The organism is Burkholderia territorii, assembly GCF_902833055.1.
Taxonomy (GTDB): Bacteria; Pseudomonadota; Gammaproteobacteria; order Burkholderiales; family Burkholderiaceae; genus Burkholderia; species Burkholderia territorii.
On the sequence record NZ_CADFEJ010000008.1, the window covers coordinates 160,385 to 180,407 of the forward strand.

General features: G+C 65.3%; 15 protein-coding genes. 12 read left to right on the forward strand and 3 right to left on the reverse strand.

The window, feature by feature from the left end; translation table 11 throughout:
- From polA to HW466_RS17015, 3 genes are all read left to right on the forward strand, one after another.
- A complete protein-coding gene (gene polA, locus HW466_RS17005; protein ID WP_151003292.1) occupies positions 1 to 2,754 on the forward strand; it encodes a DNA polymerase I in 2,754 nt (917 codons plus the stop codon).
- Positions 2,755 to 3,031: 277 nt separating this feature from the next.
- Complete coding sequence (locus HW466_RS17010) at positions 3,032 to 4,366, forward strand: NAD(P)/FAD-dependent oxidoreductase (protein WP_059503582.1); 1,335 nt, start codon at positions 3,032 to 3,034, stop codon at positions 4,364 to 4,366.
- A gap of 324 nt (positions 4,367 to 4,690) precedes the next feature.
- Positions 4,691 to 5,566 (forward strand): dienelactone hydrolase family protein, encoded by an 876-nt coding sequence (locus HW466_RS17015; RefSeq protein WP_059793204.1) that lies wholly within the window; start codon positions 4,691 to 4,693, stop codon positions 5,564 to 5,566.
- Positions 5,567 to 5,618: 52 nt separating this feature from the next.
- Here the strand turns inward: HW466_RS17015 and HW466_RS17020 are convergent, their stop codons facing one another.
- Complete coding sequence (locus HW466_RS17020) at positions 5,619 to 6,488, reverse strand: sulfurtransferase (protein ID WP_151003294.1); 870 nt, start codon at positions 6,486 to 6,488, stop codon at positions 5,619 to 5,621.
- A 117-nt stretch (positions 6,489 to 6,605) separates the two neighbouring features.
- Positions 6,606 to 7,712 carry an aromatic ring-hydroxylating oxygenase subunit alpha gene (locus HW466_RS17025; protein WP_059503576.1) on the reverse strand — a complete coding sequence of 369 codons (1,107 nt, stop codon included), beginning with the start codon at positions 7,710 to 7,712 and terminating at the stop codon, positions 6,606 to 6,608.
- A 271-nt stretch (positions 7,713 to 7,983) separates the two neighbouring features.
- Here HW466_RS17025 and HW466_RS17030 point away from each other — a divergent pair, with 271 nt between their 5' ends.
- From HW466_RS17030 to folE2, 4 genes are all read left to right on the forward strand, one after another.
- On the forward strand, positions 7,984 to 8,277 hold the full coding sequence (locus tag HW466_RS17030; protein ID WP_059450751.1) for an exodeoxyribonuclease VII small subunit: 294 nt from the start codon (positions 7,984 to 7,986) through the stop codon (positions 8,275 to 8,277).
- Positions 8,274 to 9,158 (forward strand): polyprenyl synthetase family protein, encoded by an 885-nt coding sequence (locus HW466_RS17035; protein ID WP_059793203.1) that lies wholly within the window; start codon positions 8,274 to 8,276, stop codon positions 9,156 to 9,158. The genes HW466_RS17030 and HW466_RS17035 overlap by 4 nt, the downstream gene beginning before the upstream one ends.
- An 80-nt stretch (positions 9,159 to 9,238) precedes the next feature.
- On the forward strand, positions 9,239 to 11,143 hold the full coding sequence (gene dxs, locus HW466_RS17040) for a 1-deoxy-D-xylulose-5-phosphate synthase (protein ID WP_059450753.1): 1,905 nt from the start codon (positions 9,239 to 9,241) through the stop codon (positions 11,141 to 11,143).
- A gap of 154 nt (positions 11,144 to 11,297) precedes the next feature.
- Positions 11,298 to 12,107 carry a GTP cyclohydrolase FolE2 gene (gene folE2 / locus HW466_RS17045; RefSeq protein WP_059450754.1) on the forward strand — a complete coding sequence of 270 codons (810 nt, stop codon included), beginning with the start codon at positions 11,298 to 11,300 and terminating at the stop codon, positions 12,105 to 12,107.
- A 111-nt stretch (positions 12,108 to 12,218) separates the two neighbouring features.
- Here folE2 and tsaD read toward each other — a convergent pair whose 3' ends face one another.
- Entirely contained in the window at positions 12,219 to 13,259 is a 1,041-nt protein-coding gene (gene tsaD, locus HW466_RS17050) for a tRNA (adenosine(37)-N6)-threonylcarbamoyltransferase complex transferase subunit TsaD (RefSeq protein ID WP_151003296.1), read from the reverse strand.
- Between the two features lie 121 nt (positions 13,260 to 13,380).
- Between tsaD and HW466_RS17055 the strand changes: the two genes are divergently transcribed.
- The 5 genes from HW466_RS17055 (at position 13,381) to rpoD (ending at position 20,011) form a co-directional block, all read left to right on the forward strand.
- On the forward strand, positions 13,381 to 14,610 hold the full coding sequence (locus HW466_RS17055; RefSeq protein WP_269112415.1) for a BaiN/RdsA family NAD(P)/FAD-dependent oxidoreductase: 1,230 nt from the start codon (positions 13,381 to 13,383) through the stop codon (positions 14,608 to 14,610).
- Positions 14,611 to 14,716: 106 nt separating this feature from the next.
- Complete coding sequence (gene rpsU, locus HW466_RS17060; protein ID WP_006479415.1) at positions 14,717 to 14,929, forward strand: 30S ribosomal protein S21; 213 nt, start codon at positions 14,717 to 14,719, stop codon at positions 14,927 to 14,929.
- A 185-nt stretch (positions 14,930 to 15,114) separates the two neighbouring features.
- Entirely contained in the window at positions 15,115 to 15,561 is a 447-nt protein-coding gene (locus HW466_RS17065; RefSeq protein ID WP_059450757.1) for a GatB/YqeY domain-containing protein, read from the forward strand.
- A 69-nt stretch (positions 15,562 to 15,630) separates the two neighbouring features.
- Positions 15,631 to 17,505 (forward strand): DNA primase, encoded by a 1,875-nt coding sequence (gene dnaG / locus HW466_RS17070; RefSeq protein WP_059450758.1) that lies wholly within the window; start codon positions 15,631 to 15,633, stop codon positions 17,503 to 17,505.
- 88 nt (positions 17,506 to 17,593) lie between these two features.
- Positions 17,594 to 20,011, forward strand: coding sequence for an RNA polymerase sigma factor RpoD (gene rpoD, locus HW466_RS17075; protein WP_081051568.1), 2,418 nt, complete (start codon positions 17,594 to 17,596; stop codon positions 20,009 to 20,011).
- Positions 20,012 to 20,023 lie beyond the last annotated feature (12 nt).

A 20,023-nucleotide genomic window follows, 5' to 3' on the forward strand; every position in this document is an offset into this window, starting at 1 on the left:
ATGCCTGAAGAACGAAATCTGGAAGGTAAGACCCTGCTATTGGTTGACGGTTCGAGCTATCTGTATCGGGCTTACCATGCGATGCCTGATTTGCGTGGCCCTGGCGGGGAGCCGACCGGAGCGCTCTACGGAATCATCAACATGCTGCGCCGTATGCGCAAGGAGGTCAGTGCAGAGTATAGCGCTTGCGTGTTCGATGCAAAGGGCAAGACGTTCCGCGACGACCTTTATGCCGACTATAAGGCAAACCGTCCGTCGATGCCGCCCGATCTTGCGCTGCAGGTCGAGCCGATTCACGGCGCGGTGCGCGCGCTCGGCTGGCCGCTGCTGATGGTCGAGGGCGTCGAGGCCGACGACGTGATCGGCACGCTCGCGCGCGAAGCCGAGCGGCACGGGATGAACGTGATCGTGTCGACCGGCGACAAGGACCTCGCGCAGCTCGTCACCGATCGCGTCACGCTCGTCAACACGATGACCAACGAGACGCTCGATCGCGCCGGCGTGATCGAGAAGTTCGGCGTGCCGCCCGAGCGGATCATCGACTACCTCGCACTGATCGGCGACACCGTCGACAACGTGCCCGGCGTCGAGAAGTGCGGGCCGAAGACGGCCGTGAAGTGGCTGTCGCAATACGACAGTCTCGACGGCGTGATCGAACACGCGGGCGAGATCAAGGGCGTGGTTGGTGACAACCTGCGCCGCGCGCTCGATTTCCTGCCGCTCGGCCGCAAGCTCGTGACGGTCGACACGGCCTGCGATCTCGCACCGCATCTCGAATCGATCGAAGCGTCGCTCAAGAGCGATGGCGAAGCGCGCGACCTGTTGCGCGACATCTTCGCGCGCTACGGCTTCAAGACGTGGCTGCGCGAAGTCGACAGCGCGCCCGCGGAAGGCGGCGGCGCCGATGCGCCGGAAGGCGATCCGGCGCCGATGGTGGCCGCGGACATCGTCCGCGAATACGACACGATCCAGACCTGGGAACAGTTCGATGCATGGTTCGCGAAGATCGATGCGGCCGCACTGACCGCGTTCGATACCGAGACCACGTCGCTCGATCCGATGACCGCGCGGCTCGTCGGCCTGTCGTTCTCGATCGAGCCCGGCAAGGCCGCGTATCTTCCGGTCGCGCACCGCGGCCCCGATCTGCCCGAGCAGTTGCCGATCGGCGACGTGCTCGCGCGCCTGAAGCCGTGGCTCGAATCGGCCGACCGCAAGAAAGTGGGCCAGCACCTGAAGTACGACGCGCAGGTGCTCGCGAACTACGACATCGCGCTGAACGGCATCGAGCACGACACGCTGCTCGAATCGTACGTGCTCGAATCGCATCGCACGCACGACATGGACAGCCTCGCGCTGCGTCATCTGGGCGTCAAGACGATCAAGTACGAAGACGTGGCCGGCAAGGGCGCGAAGCAGATCGGCTTCGACGAGGTGGCGCTCGACCAGGCCGCCGCCTACGCGGCCGAAGATGCGGACATCACGCTGCAGCTTCATCATGCGCTGTATCCGCAGGTCGCGCGCGAACCGGGCCTCGAGCGCGTGTATCGCGAGATCGAGATGCCGGTGTCGCTCGTGCTGCGCAAGATGGAGCGCACCGGCGTGCTGATCGACGACGCACTTCTGCAGGCGCAGAGCAGCGAGATCGCGACGCGTCTCATCGAGCTCGAAGGACAGGCGTACGAACTGGCCGGCGGCGAATTCAATCTCGGCTCGCCGAAGCAGATCGGACAGATCTTCTTCGAGAAGCTGCAATTGCCGGTCGTGAAGAAGACGCCGAGCGGCGCGCCGTCGACCGACGAGGAAGTGCTGCAGAAGCTGGCCGAGGATTATCCGCTGCCGAAGCTGCTGCTCGAGCATCGCGGGTTGTCGAAGCTGAAGTCGACCTACACCGACAAGCTGCCGCGCATGGTGAATCCCGCCACGGGCCGCGTGCACACGAACTACGCGCAAGCGGTCGCGGTCACGGGCCGCCTTGCGTCGAACGATCCCAATCTTCAGAACATTCCGGTGCGCACGGCCGAGGGCCGGCGGATCCGCGAGGCGTTCATCGCGTCGCCGGGCCACCGCATCGTGTCGGCCGACTATTCGCAGATCGAACTGCGGATCATGGCGCACATTTCCGGCGACGCGTCGCTGCTGCGCGCGTTCTCGCAGGGCGAGGACATCCACCGCGCAACTGCCGCCGAAGTGTTCGGCGTGACGCCGCTGGAGGTCAATTCCGATCAGCGCCGCATTGCGAAGGTGATCAACTTCGGGCTGATCTACGGGATGAGCGCGTTCGGCCTCGCGTCGAACCTCGGCATCACGCGCGATGCGGCGAAGCTGTACATCGACCGCTATTTCGCGCGCTACCCGGGCGTCGCGCAGTACATGGAGGACACGCGCGCGGCGGCGAAGGAAAAGGGCTACGTCGAAACCGTTTTCGGCCGCCGCCTGTGGCTGCCGGAGATCAACGGCGGCAACGGCCCGCGCCGTCAGGCAGCCGAACGTGCGGCCATCAATGCACCGATGCAGGGCACGGCGGCCGACCTGATCAAGCTGTCGATGATCGCGGTGGACGACTGGCTCACGCGCGACCGGCTCGCGTCGCGGATGATCATGCAGGTACACGACGAACTGGTGCTCGAGGTGCCCGACGACGAACTGTCGCTCGTGCGCCAGAAACTGCCGGAAATGATGTGCGGCGTGGCGAAGCTGAAGGTGCCGCTCGTCGCTGAAGTCGGTGCCGGCGCGAACTGGGAAGAGGCACACTGACGCACCCCGCGTGATTCCCGCTTCCCGCGGCATATTGTTGCAGGGATGCCGAATATCGAGATGGTTTGCTTGTGGTCAACGCGCAAGCTCCCGGACAATGCATGTCAGTCAGTCATTGTCGCGGGGGCAGCGCGCCCCGCGTTCCGGGATCGGCGCATCGAAGTGTTTCGAACTGCACATCGATGATGTCCGAACCGGTTAATCCAACGGGCGGCGCGTACGCATCGCGTCTGCATCGTCCGGCGGCAGCAGTTTCGAATCGCAAAGGGGGAATCGGATGCATCGGATCATCATCGTAGGGGGAGGCGCGGGTGGCCTGGAACTGGCGACGCGGCTCGGCGACCGTTACGGCGCGCGTGGCAATCGTCCCGCGCGTGCGCTCGTCACGCTCGTCGACCGCAATCCGACCCACATCTGGAAGCCATTGCTGCACGAGGTCGCGGCCGGCAGCATGGACCCGTTCACGCAGGAACTCGAATACGCGGCGCAGGCGCGCTGGCATGGCTTCGAGTTTCAGCAGGGCGAACTGACATCGCTCGATCGCGCGGCGAAGCGCATCACGTTGTCGCCGGTCAACGACAGCGACGGCGCGGAATTGCTGCCGGCGCGTGACCTCGAATACGACACGCTCGTGATCGCGATCGGCAGCACGACGCATTTCTTCGGCGTGCAGGGCGCGGCCGAAAACGCGATCGCGCTCGATACGGTCGGCGAGGCCGAGCGCTTCCGCAAGCGCCTGATCGCCGCATGCATGCGCGCCGAGCACCAGGCGCCGGCGCAGCCCGCGCCGGGAGCGGCGGACGAGCCGCGCATCCAGGTAGTGATCGTCGGCGGCGGTGCGACGGGCGTCGAGCTGTCCGCGGAACTGCGCAACACCGCGCAGGTGCTGTCCGTCTACGGGTTGCACAAGCTCGACCCGCAACACGACGTCGGCATCGTGCTGATCGAATCGGGGCCGCGAATTCTTCCCGCGCTGCAGGAGCGCGTGTCGACCGCAACGGCCGAGCTGCTCGAAAAACTCGGCGTGCGATTGATGCTCGCCGAGCGCGTGACCGAGGTTGCGCCCGGTTTCGTGCACACCGCGAGCGGCAAGACGGTGCGCGCGGATCTTACCGTCTGGGCGGCCGGCATCAAGGCGCCGTCCGTGCTGTCGAATCTCGATGGCCTGCAGGTCAACAAGCTCGGCCAGCTCGACGTGCGCCGCACGCTGCAAACCTTCACCGACGACAACATCTTCGCACTCGGCGATTGCGCGGCATGCGTATGGCCCGGCAACGAGCGCAACGTGCCGCCGCGCGCGCAGGCCGCGCACCAGCAGGCGAGTTTCCTGCTGAAGGCGATCGGCTGCCGGCTTGACGGACGTCAGCTGCCGGAGTTCACCTATCGCGATTTCGGTTCGCTCGTGTCGCTGGGTCACTTCAGCGCGGTCGGCAACCTGATGGGCGGGCTGATCGGCGGCAACATGCTGATCGAAGGGCTGTTCGCGCGCTTCATGTACATGTCGCTGTACCGGCTGCACATCGCGGCGCTGCACGGCTATCCGCGCATGATGCTCGATACGGTCGCGCACTGGTTGCGCCGCACGACGCTGCCTCGCGTCAAGCTGCACTGACGCGCACTTACGTGTACTTCGGACGGGCAGGGAACACGCAGCGCGCGTTTCCTGCCCGTTGTCGTTTCAAATGCGGGCGATCGCGAGCTCGCGCACTGGGCCGGCTGCATCGCGATGATCGATACCGTCGGATGCCGCTGCATTACATCGTCGTAATCGAGTCTTACACATCTGACAGTTGACGCGACAACGGATTATTGGGCATCTTGTCCGGGTTTCCGCTTGCGGCGGGGTGCCAACCGCCGCGACATCCGCGCTGTCCGCCGGCGTGAAGCCGGGCCGAGCCCCGGCCGTGGCGGCAGCGCTCAATCGAGGAGTGCATTCATGTTGAAACCCGAAGTCGACAGCCTGGTTCCCCACGTTCCGTTCTCGCGCCGCAAGTTCATGCAGGCCGCGCTGGGCGGTACCTTCGCGGCGGCCGTGCTGCCCGTGTCGGCGCAGACGATCACGACCGACAGCACCGGCCTGGACGTCGACACCATCCAGATTCGCTCGGGCGACGCCAGCATCCCCGCGTATCGCGCGCAACCGGTCGACAAGACGAACCTGCCGGTCGTCATCGTGATCCACGAGATCTTCGGCGTGCATGCGCATATCGCCGACGTCTGCCGTCGCTTTGCGAAGCTCGGCTATCTGGCGATCGCGCCCGACCTGTTCGCGCGGCAGGGCAATGCGTCGAAGTATCCGACGATGAAGGAGCTGTACGACAACATCATCAGCAAGGTGCCCGACCGGCAGGTCACCGAGGATCTCGATGCGACCGTCGCGTGGGCCGGCAAGAACGGCGGCGATCTGTCGCGTCTCGGCGTGACGGGTTTCTGCTGGGGCGGCCGCCAGGCATGGCTGTATGCGGAGCACAATCCGCACGTGCGCGCGGCCGTCGCGTGGTATGGCTTCGTCGAGGGCAAGACCGACGAGATGACGCCGTTCAATCCGGTCGATCATGCGTCGCTGCTGAAGGTGCCGGTGCTCGGGCTGTACGGCGAGAAGGACACGAACATCACGCAGGCGTCGCTCGCGGACATGCGCAAGGCGATCCAGGCGAGCGATTCGAAGCTCGCGCGCGAATCGGAGATCGTCGTGTATCCGGATGCCGGTCACGCGTTCTTTGCAGACTATCGGCCGAGTTACGTGAAGGGCGATGCGGAGGACGGCTGGAAGCGCGCGATCGAGTGGTTCCACAAATACGGCGTGATGTAAACGACGAAGCGGCGGCAGATGCCGCCGCTTTGCCGTCACGCCGCGCAGGTGTTTACGGGTTCGGGCCGGTCGCGATCGGCCGCGACGGATCGGCGCTCCACTCGCTCCACGAGCCCGGATACAGCGACGCGCCATGCAGCCCCGCGATTTCGAGTGCGAGCGCATTGTGGCATGCGGTCACGCCGGATCCGCATTGCAGGATCACACTGTTCGGTTCGGTGCCGGCCAGCAGCGTGGTGAAGGTCTCGCGCAGTTCATGGCCGGTCTTGAAGCGGCCGTCGGCGGTCAGATTGTCCTTGAAGAACCGGTTACGTGCGCCGGGAATGTGGCCGCCGACACGATCGATCGTTTCGTTTTCGCCGCGATAGCGATCCGGTGCGCGGGCATCGATCACGACGCGCTTGCCCGACGTCACGTTCGCGAGCACGGCTGCCGCGTCGACCGTCGATTCGAGCGGAGTCGTCGCGCGGAAATCGCCTGCGGCCGGATGCGGCACATCGGTGGTCAGCGGCTGGCCGGCCGCTTCCCATGCCTGCAGGCCGCCGTCGAGCACCGCGACGGAATCGTGTCCGAGCCAGCGCAGCAGCCACCATAGCCGCGCCGCATAGGCGCCGCCTTGTGCGTCGTAGGCGACGACCTGCTGGCCCTGCCTGACGCCGCGGGACGCCATCAGCGTCGCGAATGCGTCGCGGGTCGGCAGCGGATGGCGGCCGTTGGTGCCGGTCTTGCGGCCGGACAGATCGCGGTCGAGATGCAGATACTGCGCACCGGGGAGGTGGCCGGCCGCATAGGCCGCTTCGCCTGCGGCCGGATCGACGAGGTCGAAGCGGCAGTCGAACACGGCGACGCTGCCCGGCGCCGCGGCCAGACGCTCGGCGAGATTGGCGGCGGAGATGAGCGTGGTGTAGTGGGTATGTGGCATGACGGCTCCCTGGAGTGCAAACGGCCCGATACTCCAAGTCTAAACAAAAAAAGACGGGCCGAAACCCGTCTTTTCATATGCCGCATGCGATGCGGCGCTCGCGCGCCGCGCGGACGATCAGAGGTCGCCGAGATGGCGGCGCAGGAACTCGTGGAAGTGCTGCATGCCGTCTTCCATCGGGCTCTGGTACGGGCCGACCTGCGATTCACCGCGCGCCATCAGTGCGCGGCGGCCTGCGTCCATGCGCATCGCGATTTCGTCGTCCTCGACGGCCGTCTCCATATAGGCGGCGCGCTCGGCCTCGACGAACTCGCGCTCGAACAGCGCGATTTCCTCGGGGTAATAGAATTCGACGATGTTGGTCGTCTTCTGCGGGCCGCGCGGAATCAGCCACGACACGACGAGCACGTGCGGATACCACTCGATCATCAGGCCCGGGTAGTAGACCATCCAGATCGCGCCGAATTCCGGCGGCACGCCGTTGCGGAACTTGAGCACCTGCTCGTGCCACTTCTGGTAGGTCGTGCTGCCCGGTTTCGCGAGCGCGTTGTGCACGCCGACCGTCTGCACGCTGTACCAGTCGCCGAACTCCCATTTGAGATCGTCGCACGACACGAAGCTGCCGAGGCCCGGGTGGAACGGGACGACGTGATAATCCTCGAGGTAGACCTCGATGAACGTCTTCCAGTTGTAGTCGCACTCGTGCACTTCGACGTGATCGAACTGATACTCGGAGAAGTCGAAGTGATGCTTCGTGCCGAGATTCGCGAGATCGCGCGCGACGTTGCGGCCCTCGGCCTCGAACAGCAGCCCCTGCCAGTTCTGCAGCGGGCTCTTGCCGAGGTTCAGGCACGGCTTGTCGGGGAAGTGCGGCGCGCCGAGCAACTGGCCTTCCAGATCGTACGTCCAGCGGTGCAGCGGACACACGATGTTCTGCGCATGGCCGCGCCCGTTCAGCATGATCGCCTGGCGGTGACGGCACACGTTCGACAGCAGTTCGATCTGGTTCGCCTGGTTGCGGACCAGCACGCGGCCTTCGTTCTCGGAAGGCAGCGCAAAATAATCCCCCGCCTCGGGCACCATCAATTCGTGCCCGACGTAACGAGGTCCTTTCTTGAAGAGGGTTTCGATCTCGCGCTCAAGGAGCGACTCATCGAAATAGGCAGTGACTGGAAGCTGGCTGTGAGCCGACTTCAACTGAAGCGCATCGCTCAGATTGGACATTCCCACTCCCGGTGTTAGCGTGAAAGCAGTGAACAACCCAACCATCGAAAAATCGATTTAGGGAAACGTGGAATTATACCCGGTTCGCCCCGCAAGGCTAGGATTAAGTGCCTGATTTGTGTCAATTTTTTGTCCGGAGGCAATCGGGGTGCGCACCTCGCGTGTCGAAGATGGGGCCGGAAGATGTGCGCGACTGCCCACGTCGGCAGATCGGAGAATTCTCTTTTGCCGTAGAATGTCCGACTTGTTTTGAAATTTGACACCCTCGTCCATGGCGAAAACCGCATCCCCAGGCGCCACGCCGCCCGGCAATGGCGCCGAACCGTTGCCGGACAATTATGAGATGGCGCTCGCGGAACTCGAGACGCTGGTTGCCCGGATGGAAGGCGGCGCGTTGAGCCTCGAGGATTCGCTGGCGGCGTATCGCCGCGGTGCGACCCTCGTTGCGTTTTGCCAACAGCAGCTCGAGAAAGTGGAGCAGCAGGTTCGCGTGCTCGACGGCGCGACGCTGAAGCCGCTTTCGTCCGGAACGGCCGCCACGGACGGCGAAGACGACGATCTATGACATTCGAACAATGGATGCGGTCCGTGCTCGACCGTGTCGAGGACGCACTCGGCCAATATTTGCCGGCTGATAATGTGGTGCCCACGCAACTTCACGAAGCGATGCGCTACGCGGTCCTTGGCGGCGGCAAACGCGTTCGCCCGCTGCTGTGCCATGCAGCAGGCGAACTGACCGGCGCGACCGAAGCGGCGCGCAACGCAGCGGCGGCGGCGCTGGAGATGATCCACGTGTACTCGCTCGTGCACGACGACATGCCGTGCATGGACGACGACGCGCTGCGACGCGGCAAGCCGACCGTGCACGTGCAGTACGACGAGCCGACTGCGCTGCTGGTCGGCGATGCGCTGCAGTCGCAGGCATTCGTCGCGCTGACCGACGCCGCGGCGCTGTCGCCGGTGCAGCAGGCCGCGCTCGTGCGCGAGCTGGCGCTTGCGAGCGGCTCGATCGGCATGGCCGGCGGGCAAGCGATCGACCTGGCGAGCGTCGGCCTCAAGCTGACGCGCGAACAGCTCGAGACGATGCACCGGATGAAGACGGGTGCGCTGCTGCGTGCCGCCGTGCGGATGGGCGCGCTGGCCGGCGACACGCCGTCGGCGGAAGCGATGGCCGCGCTCGACGTGTACGCGGGTGCCGTGGGTCTGGCGTTCCAGGTCGTCGACGACATTCTCGACGTCACGACCGATTCGGCGACGCTCGGCAAGACGGCTGGCAAGGACGCGGCGAACGACAAGCCGACCTACGTATCGATCCTCGGCCTCGACGCGTCGCGTGAGCTCGCGGCCCAGCTGCGTGCCGAAGCGCACGATGCGCTGAAACCGTTCGGCGCACGTGCACAGCGTCTCGCCGAACTTGCCGACCTGGTGGTGAACCGGGTCAGCTGACGCGAAGCCCGCCGCTGCGCACACGCTACGGTGCGTGCAATAGAATGCGGGCGCGTTTGATTTCCTACAATGGAACGACGATGTACGACTTGCTGAAAACCATCGACGACCCGGCGGATCTGCGCCGCCTCGATCGTCGCCAACTCCAACCGCTCGCGGATGAACTGCGCGCGTTCGTGCTCGACAGCGTGTCGAAGACGGGCGGCCATCTGTCGTCCAACCTCGGGACGGTCGAGCTGACGATCGCGTTGCACTACGTGTTCAACACGCCGAACGACCGGATCGTCTGGGACGTGGGTCACCAGACCTACCCGCACAAGATCCTGACGGGCCGCCGCGACCAGATGCATTCGCTGCGCCAGTACGACGGCATCTCGGGTTTCCCGCGCCGCAGCGAGTCCGAATACGACACGTTCGGCACCGCGCACTCGAGCACGTCGATCTCGGCGGCGCTCGGGATGGCGATCGGCAGCCAGCTGAACGGCGACGACCGCTTCTCGATCGCGGTGATCGGCGACGGCGCGATGACGGCCGGCATGGCGTTCGAGGCGATGAACAACGCAGGTGTGTCGGAGGATGCGAAGCTGCTCGTGATCCTCAACGACAACGACATGTCGATTTCGCCGCCGGTCGGCGCGCTGAACCGCCATCTCGCCCGCCTGATGTCCGGCCGCTTCTATGCGGCCGCGCGTGCGGGCGTCGAGCGCGTGCTGAGCGTGGCGCCGCCGGTGCTCGAACTCGCGCGCAAGCTCGAGGAGCACGCGAAGGGCATGGTCGTGCCGGCCACGCTGTTCGAAGAGTTCGGCTTCAACTACATCGGCCCGATCGACGGTCACGATCTCGATTCGCTGATCCCGACGCTGCAGAACATCCGCGAGCTGCGCGGCCCGCAGTTCCTGCACGTGGTCACGAAGAAAGGCCAGGGCTACAAGCTCGCCGAAGCCGATCCCGTGCTCTATCACGGCCCCGGCAAGTTCAACCCGGCAGAAGGCATCAAGCCGTCGGCCACGCCCGCGAAAAAGACGTACACGCAGGTGTTCGGCGAATGGCTGTGCGATGAAGCCGAGCGCGATTCGCGCGTCGTCGGCATTACGCCCGCGATGCGCGAAGGCTCGGGCATGGTCGAGTTCGAGAAGCGCTTCAAGGATCGCTATTACGACGTCGGCATCGCCGAGCAGCACGCGGTGACGTTCGCGGGCGGCCTCGCGACCGAAGGGCTGAAGCCCGTCGTCGCGATCTACTCGACGTTCCTGCAGCGTGCATACGACCAGCTGATCCACGACGTCGCGCTGCAGAACCTGCCGGTGGTGTTCGCGATCGACCGCGCGGGCCTCGTCGGCGCCGACGGCGCGACGCACGCGGGTGCGTACGATCTCGCGTTCATGCGCTGCATCCCGAACATGACGATCATGGCCGCGTCCGACGAAAACGAGTGTCGTCAGATGCTGCACACGGCGCTCCAGCAGCCGAACCCGACCGCGGTGCGTTATCCGCGCGGCGCGGGCACGGGCGTGGCGACGGTGAAGGAATTCACCGAAATCCCGCTCGGCAAGGGTGAAGTGCGCCGCCGCACGTCGCAGCCGGAAGGCAAGCGCGTGGCGATCCTCGCGTTCGGTACGATGGTCGCGCCGTCGCTCGTGGCAGCCGAGGAGCTCGATGCAACGGTCGCGAACATGCGCTTCGTGAAGCCGCTCGATGCGGCGCTCGTGCGCGAGCTCGCCGAGACGCACGATTATCTCGTCACGGTCGAGGAAGGCTGCGTGATGGGCGGTGCGGGTTCGGCCTGCGTCGAAGCCCTGATGGAGAGTGGGGTTATCCGACCCGTAATACAATTGGGCCTCCCTGACCAGTTCATCGATCACGGCGATCCCGCGAAGCTGCTGTCGCAATGCGGCCTCGACGGCGCGGGCATTGCGAAATCGATTCGCGAACGCTTCCTGAGCCCGGCGGCCGATGTCGCCGGTCAGGCGAAGCGGGTCGCATAAGCTGGCGCCGCCTGCGGGCGGCGTCGGTGCGACTGGCGCAACCGGTCACCATTGATGCGGAAAACATGGGCCTGCGGGCCCATGTTGCTTTTCCGGCTGCCGCATGGCGCGGCGTGCGCGTCGTCGGACGCGCGGCTTACAAGGATTGAACAAGATGAACCAGATGAATCCCGCCTTCGTGATGCCCGACGTGCAGAGCACGGTGGATACCCGCCAGATTCCGATTCAGCGCGTGGGCGTGAAGGCGGTCCGGCATCCGTTGACGGTACGCACCGAGAGCGGCGACGTGCAGCCGACCGTCGGCGTCTGGAATCTCGACGTGCGCCTGCCTGCCGATCAGAAGGGCACGCACATGTCGCGCTTCGTCGCGTTGCTCGAGGAGAATCGCGCGCCGCTGACGGTCGAGCGCTTCCGTGCGATGCTCGCGTCGATGCTCGAGAAGCTGGAAGCCGAGGCTGGCCGCATCGAAGTCACGTTCCCGTACTTCGTGAACAAGACGGCACCGGTGTCGGGCGTGCAGAGCCTGCTCGACTATGAAGTGACGCTCGCAGGCGAAAGCCGCGACGGCGAAGCACGCGTGTTCCTCAAGGTGCTTGTGCCGGTGACGAGCCTGTGCCCGTGCTCGAAGAAGATCTCGCAGTACGGCGCGCACAACCAGCGCTCGCACGTGACGATCGACGCCGAGCTCGCCGCCGACCTGCCGGTCGAAGCGCTGATCCGCATCGCGGAGGAAGAGGCGTCGTGCGAGCTGTGGGGCCTGCTGAAGCGTCCGGACGAGAAGTTCGTCACGGAGCGTGCGTACGAAAACCCGAAGTTCGTCGAGGATCTGGTGCGCGACGTCGCTCAGCGTCTCGATGCGGACGAGCGCGTGATCGCCTACGTGCTCGAGGCCGAGAATTTCGAGTCGATCCACAATCACAGCGCGTATGCGCTGATCGAGCGCGACAAGCGGCACGCTGCGTAACGTCATGCCGCTGCGGCGTTTTGCCGCTGCAACGAAAAAGGCCGCTCGAGAACGAGCGGCCTTTGTGTTTTTGGCGGGTGAATCTCGATGCGTGCCGGTGCGTCGTGCGAATCAGCGTGCGAGCGACGCCAGATCCCAGCGCGGCTTCACCGTGAACGCGTAATCGGCGTTCGCCTGCTCGGGCCAGCGGCCGAGCCGCAGCGCGCCGGCCAGCGCGATCATCGCGCCGTTGTCGGTGCAGAGCGCGAGATCCGGATAGTGCACGTCGAAGCCGCGCTTGGCCGCAGCAGCCGACAGCGCGGCACGCAACTGGCGGTTCGCGCCGACGCCGCCCGCGACCACGAGGCGCTTGAGCTTCGTCTTCTTGAGTGCGGCGAGCGACTTCGCGACGAGCACGTCGACGGCCGCGTCGACGAAGCCGCGCGCGAGATCGGCTTTCGCACGTTCGAGCGCTTCGCCTTCGAGTTTTGCCGCCTCGAACTTCTTCATCTGCGTGAGCACGGCCGTCTTCAGGCCGCTGAAGCTGAAATCGAGATCGCCCGAATGGAGCATCGGGCGCGGCAGCACGACGGCGCCCGGCGTGCCCGTTTCCGCAAGCTTCGATACTTCCGGGCCGCCCGGATAGCCGAGGCCGATCAGCTTTGCCGTCTTGTCGAATGCTTCGCCGGCCGCGTCGTCGAGCGTCTCGCCGAGCGTTTCGTACACGCCGACGTCGGTCACGCGCATCAATTGCGTGTGGCCGCCCGACACCAGCAGCGCGATGAACGGGAACGGCGGCGGCTCGTCGACGAGCAGCGGGGACAGCAGGTGGCCTTCGAGGTGATGGATGCCGACGGTCGGCTTGTTCCATGCCAGCGCGAGCGCATTCGCGATGCTCGCGCCGACCAGCAGCGCGCCGGCGAGGCCGGGGCCTTGGGTGAATGCGATCGCGTCGATGTCCTCGCGGCGCGTGTCGCTTTGCGCCATGACTTCCTCGAGCAACGGCAGCGCGCGTCGGATGTGGTCGCGCGATGCGAGCTCGGGCACGACGCCGCCGTATTCGCGGTGCATCGCGATCTGCGAATGAAGCGCGTGCGCGAGCAGGCCGCGCTGCGTGTCGTACAGCGCGAGACCGGTTTCGTCGCAGGAGCTTTCGATGCCGAGAACGAGCATGGGCAAGAGTGGGGCGCACTGCATCGAGCGCGCCGCGGGAAGATCAACGTAACCGCAAATTATAGCAGGCGATGGCCCGCTGCCGCCTGCGGCGGCCCGCCCGCGCGACCGGGCAGGTACAATCCGCGCCATGGAAACTTACGATATCGCCGTGATCGGCGCGGGCGCCGCCGGGATGATGAGCGCCGCGGTCGCCGGGCAACTCGGCCGCCGCGTGGTGCTGATCGATCACGCGCCGCGGCTCGCCGAGAAAATCCGCATCTCGGGCGGCGGCCGCTGCAACTTCACGAATCTCTACGCGGGCCCCGACAACTACCTGTCGTCGAATCCGCATTTCGCACGTTCGGCGCTTGCGCGCTATACGCCGCGCGACTTCCTCGGCCTGCTCAAGCGCCATCACGTCACCTGGCACGAAAAGCACAAGGGGCAGCTCTTTTGCGATCACGGCAGCGACGCGATCATCGACGTGCTGAAGCACGAATGCGACGCGGGCGGCATTGCGTGGCGCCGGCCGGTGGTCGTCGACGCGGTGCGCCACGCGCCCGCCGACGGTTTTACGCTCGACACGCAGCAGGCAGGGCCGATCCGCGCACGCGCGCTGATCGTCGCCACGGGCGGCCTGTCGATCCCGAAGATCGGCGCGACCGACTTCGGCTACCGGCTCGCGAAGCAGTTCGGCCACAAGCTCGTCGATACGCGGCCCGCGCTCGTGCCGCTCACCTTCGCGCAGCAAGACTGGGAACCGTTCGCGGCGCTGTCCGGCGTGTCGCTCGAAGTGCGCGTGTCGACCGGCGACAAGAAGCGCGGCGGCGAATTCGTCGAGGATCTGCTGCTGACCCATCGCGGACTGTCGGGCCCCGGCATCCTGCAGATTTCGAGCTACTGGCAGCCGGGCGACCCGATCCGCATCGACCTGTTGCCGCAACGCGACGCGGTGGCCGACCTGCTCGACGCGAAGCGCACGTCGAAGCGCCAGATCGGCTCGCTGCTCGCGGACTGGGTGCCGTCGCGCCTCGCTCACGTCTGGCTCGACACGCACCGCGTCGCGGCCGATGCACGGCTCGCGGATCTGCCCGACAAGACGCTGCGCCAGATCGGCGACGCGCTGTCCGGCTGGACGTTGACGCCGAACGGCACCGAAGGCTACAAGAAGGCCGAGGTGACGAAGGGCGGCGTCGATACGCGCGAACTGTCGTCGGCGACGATGATGAGCGCGCGGGTGCCGGGGCTGTTCTTCATCGGCGAGGCCGTGGACGTGACGGGCTGGCTCGGCGGCTACAACTTCCAGTGGGCGTGGGCGTCCGGCACGGCGGCCGGGCAGGCGGCGGCGGAGTTTGCGCGGAGCGCCTGACACGGCGGCGCCGGCCCGCCGTTGACGGAACCCGGCCCTTATGTCTTTGCGCGGCGCTCTGCTATACTCATGAGTCTTCCCTGCAAACCTTTATTCGTGTCGGATCATGACGATCATTCGCGTTAAAGAAAACGAGCCGTTCGAAGTCGCCATGCGCCGCTTCAAGCGCACGATCGAGAAGAACGGTCTGCTGACCGAGCTTCGTGCGCGGGAGTTTTACGAGAAGCCGACCGCCGAGCGCAAGCGCAAGAAGGCTGCCGCGGTGAAGCGTCATTACAAGCGGATCCGCAGCCAGACGCTGCCGAAGAAGCTGTACTGAAAGATTGAGCGCCGCGCGGTTCGCTGAGCGGCGCACCGGCGAGCTCCGCACGATCGGCCTCGATTCGGGGCCGCGAGTCGCCGATGCCGGATTCGAGCAACCCGCTTGAGACTTAGTCCCAAGCGGGTTTTTGTGTTGACGCCCGTTCGCGGGTGCCGAAGTCACGTTTTCATCCCGGGTGCAAGATGAGTTTGAAAGAGCAGATCAGCGAAGACATGAAGGCCGCGATGCGCGCAAAGGAAAGCGAGCGTCTGGCGACGATTCGCCTGCTGCTGGCCGCGATCAAGCAGCGCGAAGTCGATGATCGGGTGACCCTCGACGACGCGGGCATTACCGCCGTGATCGACAAGATGATCAAGCAGCGCAAGGACTCGATCAGCCAGTTCCAGGCTGCCGGCCGCGACGATCTCGTCGAGAAGGAGCAGGCGGAACTGACGGTGCTGGCCGCCTACATGCCGGCGCAGTTGTCGGACGCGGAAGTAGCCGCCGAAGTCCAGGCCGCGGTCGCTGCAACCGGGGCAGCCGGCCCGCAGGACATGGGCAAGGTGATGGGTGTGCTGAAGGGCAAGCTCGCGGGCCGGGCCGACATGACGGCCGTTTCCGCGCAGGTCAAGGCCGCGCTGTCGAAGTAAAACCCGCTTTCCGGCGCCGCATGCGCGTGCGCCGGGGCGTCGTATTGTCTTTTTTCGCTCGATCCCACGGTGATTCCGCATTCGTTCCTGCAGGATTTGCTGAACCGCGTCGATATCGTCGACGTGGTGGGCCGGTACGTGCAGCTCAAGAAGGGCGGCGCGAACTTCATGGGATTGTGCCCGTTCCACAACGAGAAGAGCCCGTCGTTTACCGTCAGCCCGACCAAGCAGTTCTATCACTGCTTCGGCTGCGGCGCGCACGGCACGGCGATCGGTTTCCTGATGGAACACGCGGGGCTCACGTTTCCGGAAGCCGTGCAGGAGCTCGCGCAATCGGTCGGGCTGACCGTGCCGCACGAGCCGTCGATGCGCGGTGGCGGAGGCGCTGCGGGCGGCGGCGACTATCCGGCGCCCGTGTCGAAATCGGTCGCGACCGCGCTGTCCGACGTGATGTCCGCCGCGTGCGACTACTACCGCAAGCAATTGCGCGGCGCGACGGTCGCGATCCAGTATCTGAAGAACCGGGGCCTGACCGGCGAGATCGCTGCGCGCTTCGGGCTCGGCTATGCGCCGGACGGCTGGCAGAACCTCGAAGCCGCGTTCCCGGACTACCGCGACGACTCGCTCGTCGAATCGGGGCTCGTGATCGTCAGCGAGAAAACCGATGCGCAGGGCGTCGCGCGACGCTACGACCGGTTCCGCGAGCGGATCATGTTCCCGATCCGCAACGTGAAGGGGCAGGTGATCGGGTTCGGCGGCCGCGTGCTCGGCAGCGGCGAGCCGAAGTACCTGAATTCGCCCGAAACGCCGCTGTTCAACAAGGGCAGTGAACTGTACGGGCTGTTCGAGGCGCGCCTCGCGATCCGCGAGCGCAAGTACGTGCTGGTCGTCGAAGGCTACATGGACGTCGTCGCGCTCGCGCAGCTCGGCTTCCCGAACGCGGTCGCGACGCTCGGCACGGCATGCACGCCGATCCACGTGCAGAAATTGCTGCGCCAGACCGATACGGTGATTTTCAGCTTCGACGGCGACTCGGCCGGCCGGCGTGCGGCGCGCCGCGCGCTCGAGGCGTGCCTGCCGCATGCGGCGGACAACCGGACGATCCGATTCCTTTTCCTGCCGCCCGAGCACGATCCGGACAGCTACGTGCGCGAATTCGGCGCGGACGCGTTTTCCGAGCAGGTCGAGCGCGCGATGCCGCTGTCACAATTTCTGTTGAACGAAGCAATTGCCGGCAAGGCGCTCGACCAGCCGGAAGGGCGTGCGAAGGCGTTGTTCGACGCGAAGCCGTTGCTGCAGGCGCTGCCGGCGAATGCGTTGCGCGCGCAGATCATGCACATGTTCGCCGACCGGCTCGATATCCCGTTCGAGGAAGTCGCGGCCCTGTCGGAGGTCGATGCGCGCATCGCTGCGCCCGCGCGCCAGGCGCCCGCGCGCAGCGAGCGGCGGCGCGTGACGGACAGCGAAAAGCGCGCGTTGCGCACGCTCGTCATGCATCCGCGAATCGCATCGCAGCTCGACGACGAACAGCTTGCGACCCTGTGTGCGCTGCCGCGGATCGGCGAGCTGTTCGCCGAAGTCGTCGAGCATGCGCGTGCGCTGGGCGACGGCGCCGAGTTCCGGCTGCTGTCGGATGTCCTGCGGACGTCCTCGAACGCGGCGACTTACGAGGAAATCTTCCGCGAAATTCTGGACTATGATGAAAACGTCCGCGATTTGCTGTTACAGAATCCGGAAGACGAGACGGTGCCCGAGCGGCAGCGTGAGCAGGAACGGATCGCGGGCGAGGAGTTGCAGGCCGCAGTGCTGAAGATGCGCTATGACGCCTGCTGCGACAGGCTCGATCGGCTTGCGCGGCAGTCCAATTTCACACCCGAGGAACTGGCTGAATTGACGGAATTGAACCAGCAGCGAACCGACATGAAGCGTCGGCTCGGGCTGTAGGCGGCCGGGGCGTCGGGAGAGGACGCCCCAGCGTGCTATAATATAAGGTTTCCAGCGGTTTGTTTTCTAAGCAGAGGCGAGATTCGCGATGGCAAAGACGACAGGCGGAAAGAAAGCAACGGGCAAGGGCTCGACGGAGCCGACCACGAAGGTCACAGCGGCCAAGTCTGCTTCTTCCACCAGGACAACGTCTTCAGCCACGTCAGCCCCTGCAGGAAAGAAAACCGCGGCCGGCACTGCTCAGGCTGCGCCGGCGCCGGCAGCCAGAACACGGGCTGCCGCCAGACCCGACTCCGGGCCGGCCAAGCCGGCGGCGAAGCGGGCAAGTGCGAAAAGCGCAAGGGACACGACTGCCGCCGCGGACGAAACGGCAGTACGTACTACTCATGCACCCACGGTTCAACCGGCTGTCGTCCAGCAGCCGCGAGTCGATATAGCCGGTACGGCGAACTCCATGACCAAAAAGCTGAACGAAGTATCCGTCGATGACGACGCAAATCAGAGCGACGAGCAGCCCGCAGCCGCGGCTGCCCCGGGCAAATCCAAGGTGCGCGATCGTCGCGCCAAGGAAAAGGCGCTGCTGAAGGAAGCGTTCGCGACGAGCACGCCCGGCACGGCCGAGGAGCTCGAAGAGCGCCGCGTGAAGCTGCGCGCGCTGATCAAGCTCGGCAAGGAGCGCGGCTTCCTCACGTATGCCGAAATCAACGACCACCTGCCGGACAACTTCACCGAGACCGAAGCCCTCGAAGGCATCATCGGCACGTTCAACGACATGGGCGTGGCGGTTTACGAGCAGGCGCCGGACGCGGAAACGCTGCTCCTGAACGACAACGCGCCGGCCGCGTCGTCGGACGATGAAGTCGAGGAAGAAGCGGAAGTCGCGCTGTCGACCGTCGATTCGGAATTCGGCCGCACGACCGATCCGGTCCGGATGTACATGCGCGAGATGGGCACGGTCGAGCTGCTCACGCGCGAAGGCGAAATCGAGATCGCGAAGCGGATCGAGGACGGCCTGCGCCACATGGTGATGGCAATTTCCGCGTGCCCGACGACGATCGCCGACATCCTCGCGATGGCCGAGCGCGTCGCGAACGAAGAGATCCGCGTCGACGAGCTCGTCGACGGCCTGCTCGATCCGAATGCTTCGGACTCCGCCGATACGGACGGTTTCTCGGCTAAGGAAGCCGAAGCGATCGAGAACGAGGACGAGGAAGCCGAAGAGGAAGAGGAAGAAGAGGAAGAGGAGGACGATGACGGTGCCGCCCAGGCAACCGCCAACGCCGCCCAGCTCGAAGCCCTCAAGCGCGCGTCGCTCGAGAAGTTCTCGCAGATCAGCGAGTGGTTCGACAAGATGCGCCGCGCGTTCGAGAAGGAAGGCTACAAGTCGAAGTCCTACCTGAAGGCGCAGGAAACGATCCAGAGCGAACTGATGACGATCCGCTTTACCGCGCGTACCGTCGAGCGTCTGTGCGACACGCTGCGTGCGCAAGTGGACGAAGTTCGCCAGGTCGAGCGTCAGATCCTGCACATCGTCGTCGACAAGTGCGGCATGCCGCGTTCGGAATTCATCGCGCGCTTCCCGGGCAGCGAGACGGATCTCGACTGGGCCGAGAAGATCGCGGCCGAAGGTCATTCGTACAGCGCGGTCCTGTCGCGCAACATCCCGGCGATCCGCGAACAGCAGCAGCGTCTGCTCGACCTGCAGGCGCGCGTCGTGCTGCCGCTGAAGGACCTGAAGGAAACCAACCGCCAGATGGCGGCCGGCGAACTGAAGGCACGTCAGGCGAAGCGTGAAATGACCGAGGCGAACCTGCGTCTCGTGATCTCGATCGCGAAGAAGTACACGAACCGCGGCCTGCAGTTCCTCGATCTGATTCAGGAAGGCAACATCGGCCTGATGAAGGCGGTGGACAAGTTCGAATACCGTCGCGGCTACAAGTTCTCGACCTATGCGACGTGGTGGATCCGCCAGGCCATCACGCGCTCGATCGCGGACCAGGCGCGCACGATCCGTATTCCGGTTCACATGATCGAAACGATCAACAAGATGAACCGCATCTCGCGGCAGATCCTGCAGGAAACCGGTCTCGAGCCGGATCCGGCAACGCTTGCCGAGAAGATGGAGATGCCGGAAGACAAGATCCGCAAGATCATGAAGATCGCGAAGGAGCCGATCTCGATGGAAACGCCGATCGGCGACGACGACGATTCCCATCTCGGCGATTTCATCGAGGACAACAACACGGTCGCGCCGGCGGATGCCGCGCTGCATGCAAGCATGCGCGACGTCGTGAAGGATGTCCTCGATTCGCTGACGCCGCGCGAGGCGAAGGTGTTGCGGATGCGTTTCGGTATCGAGATGAGCACCGATCACACGCTCGAGGAAGTCGGCAAGCAGTTCGACGTCACCCGCGAGCGGATCCGTCAGATCGAGGCCAAGGCGCTGCGCAAGCTGCGTCACCCGAGCCGTTCCGACAAGCTGAAGTCGTTCCTCGAAGGGAACTGATTTCCAGCGTCT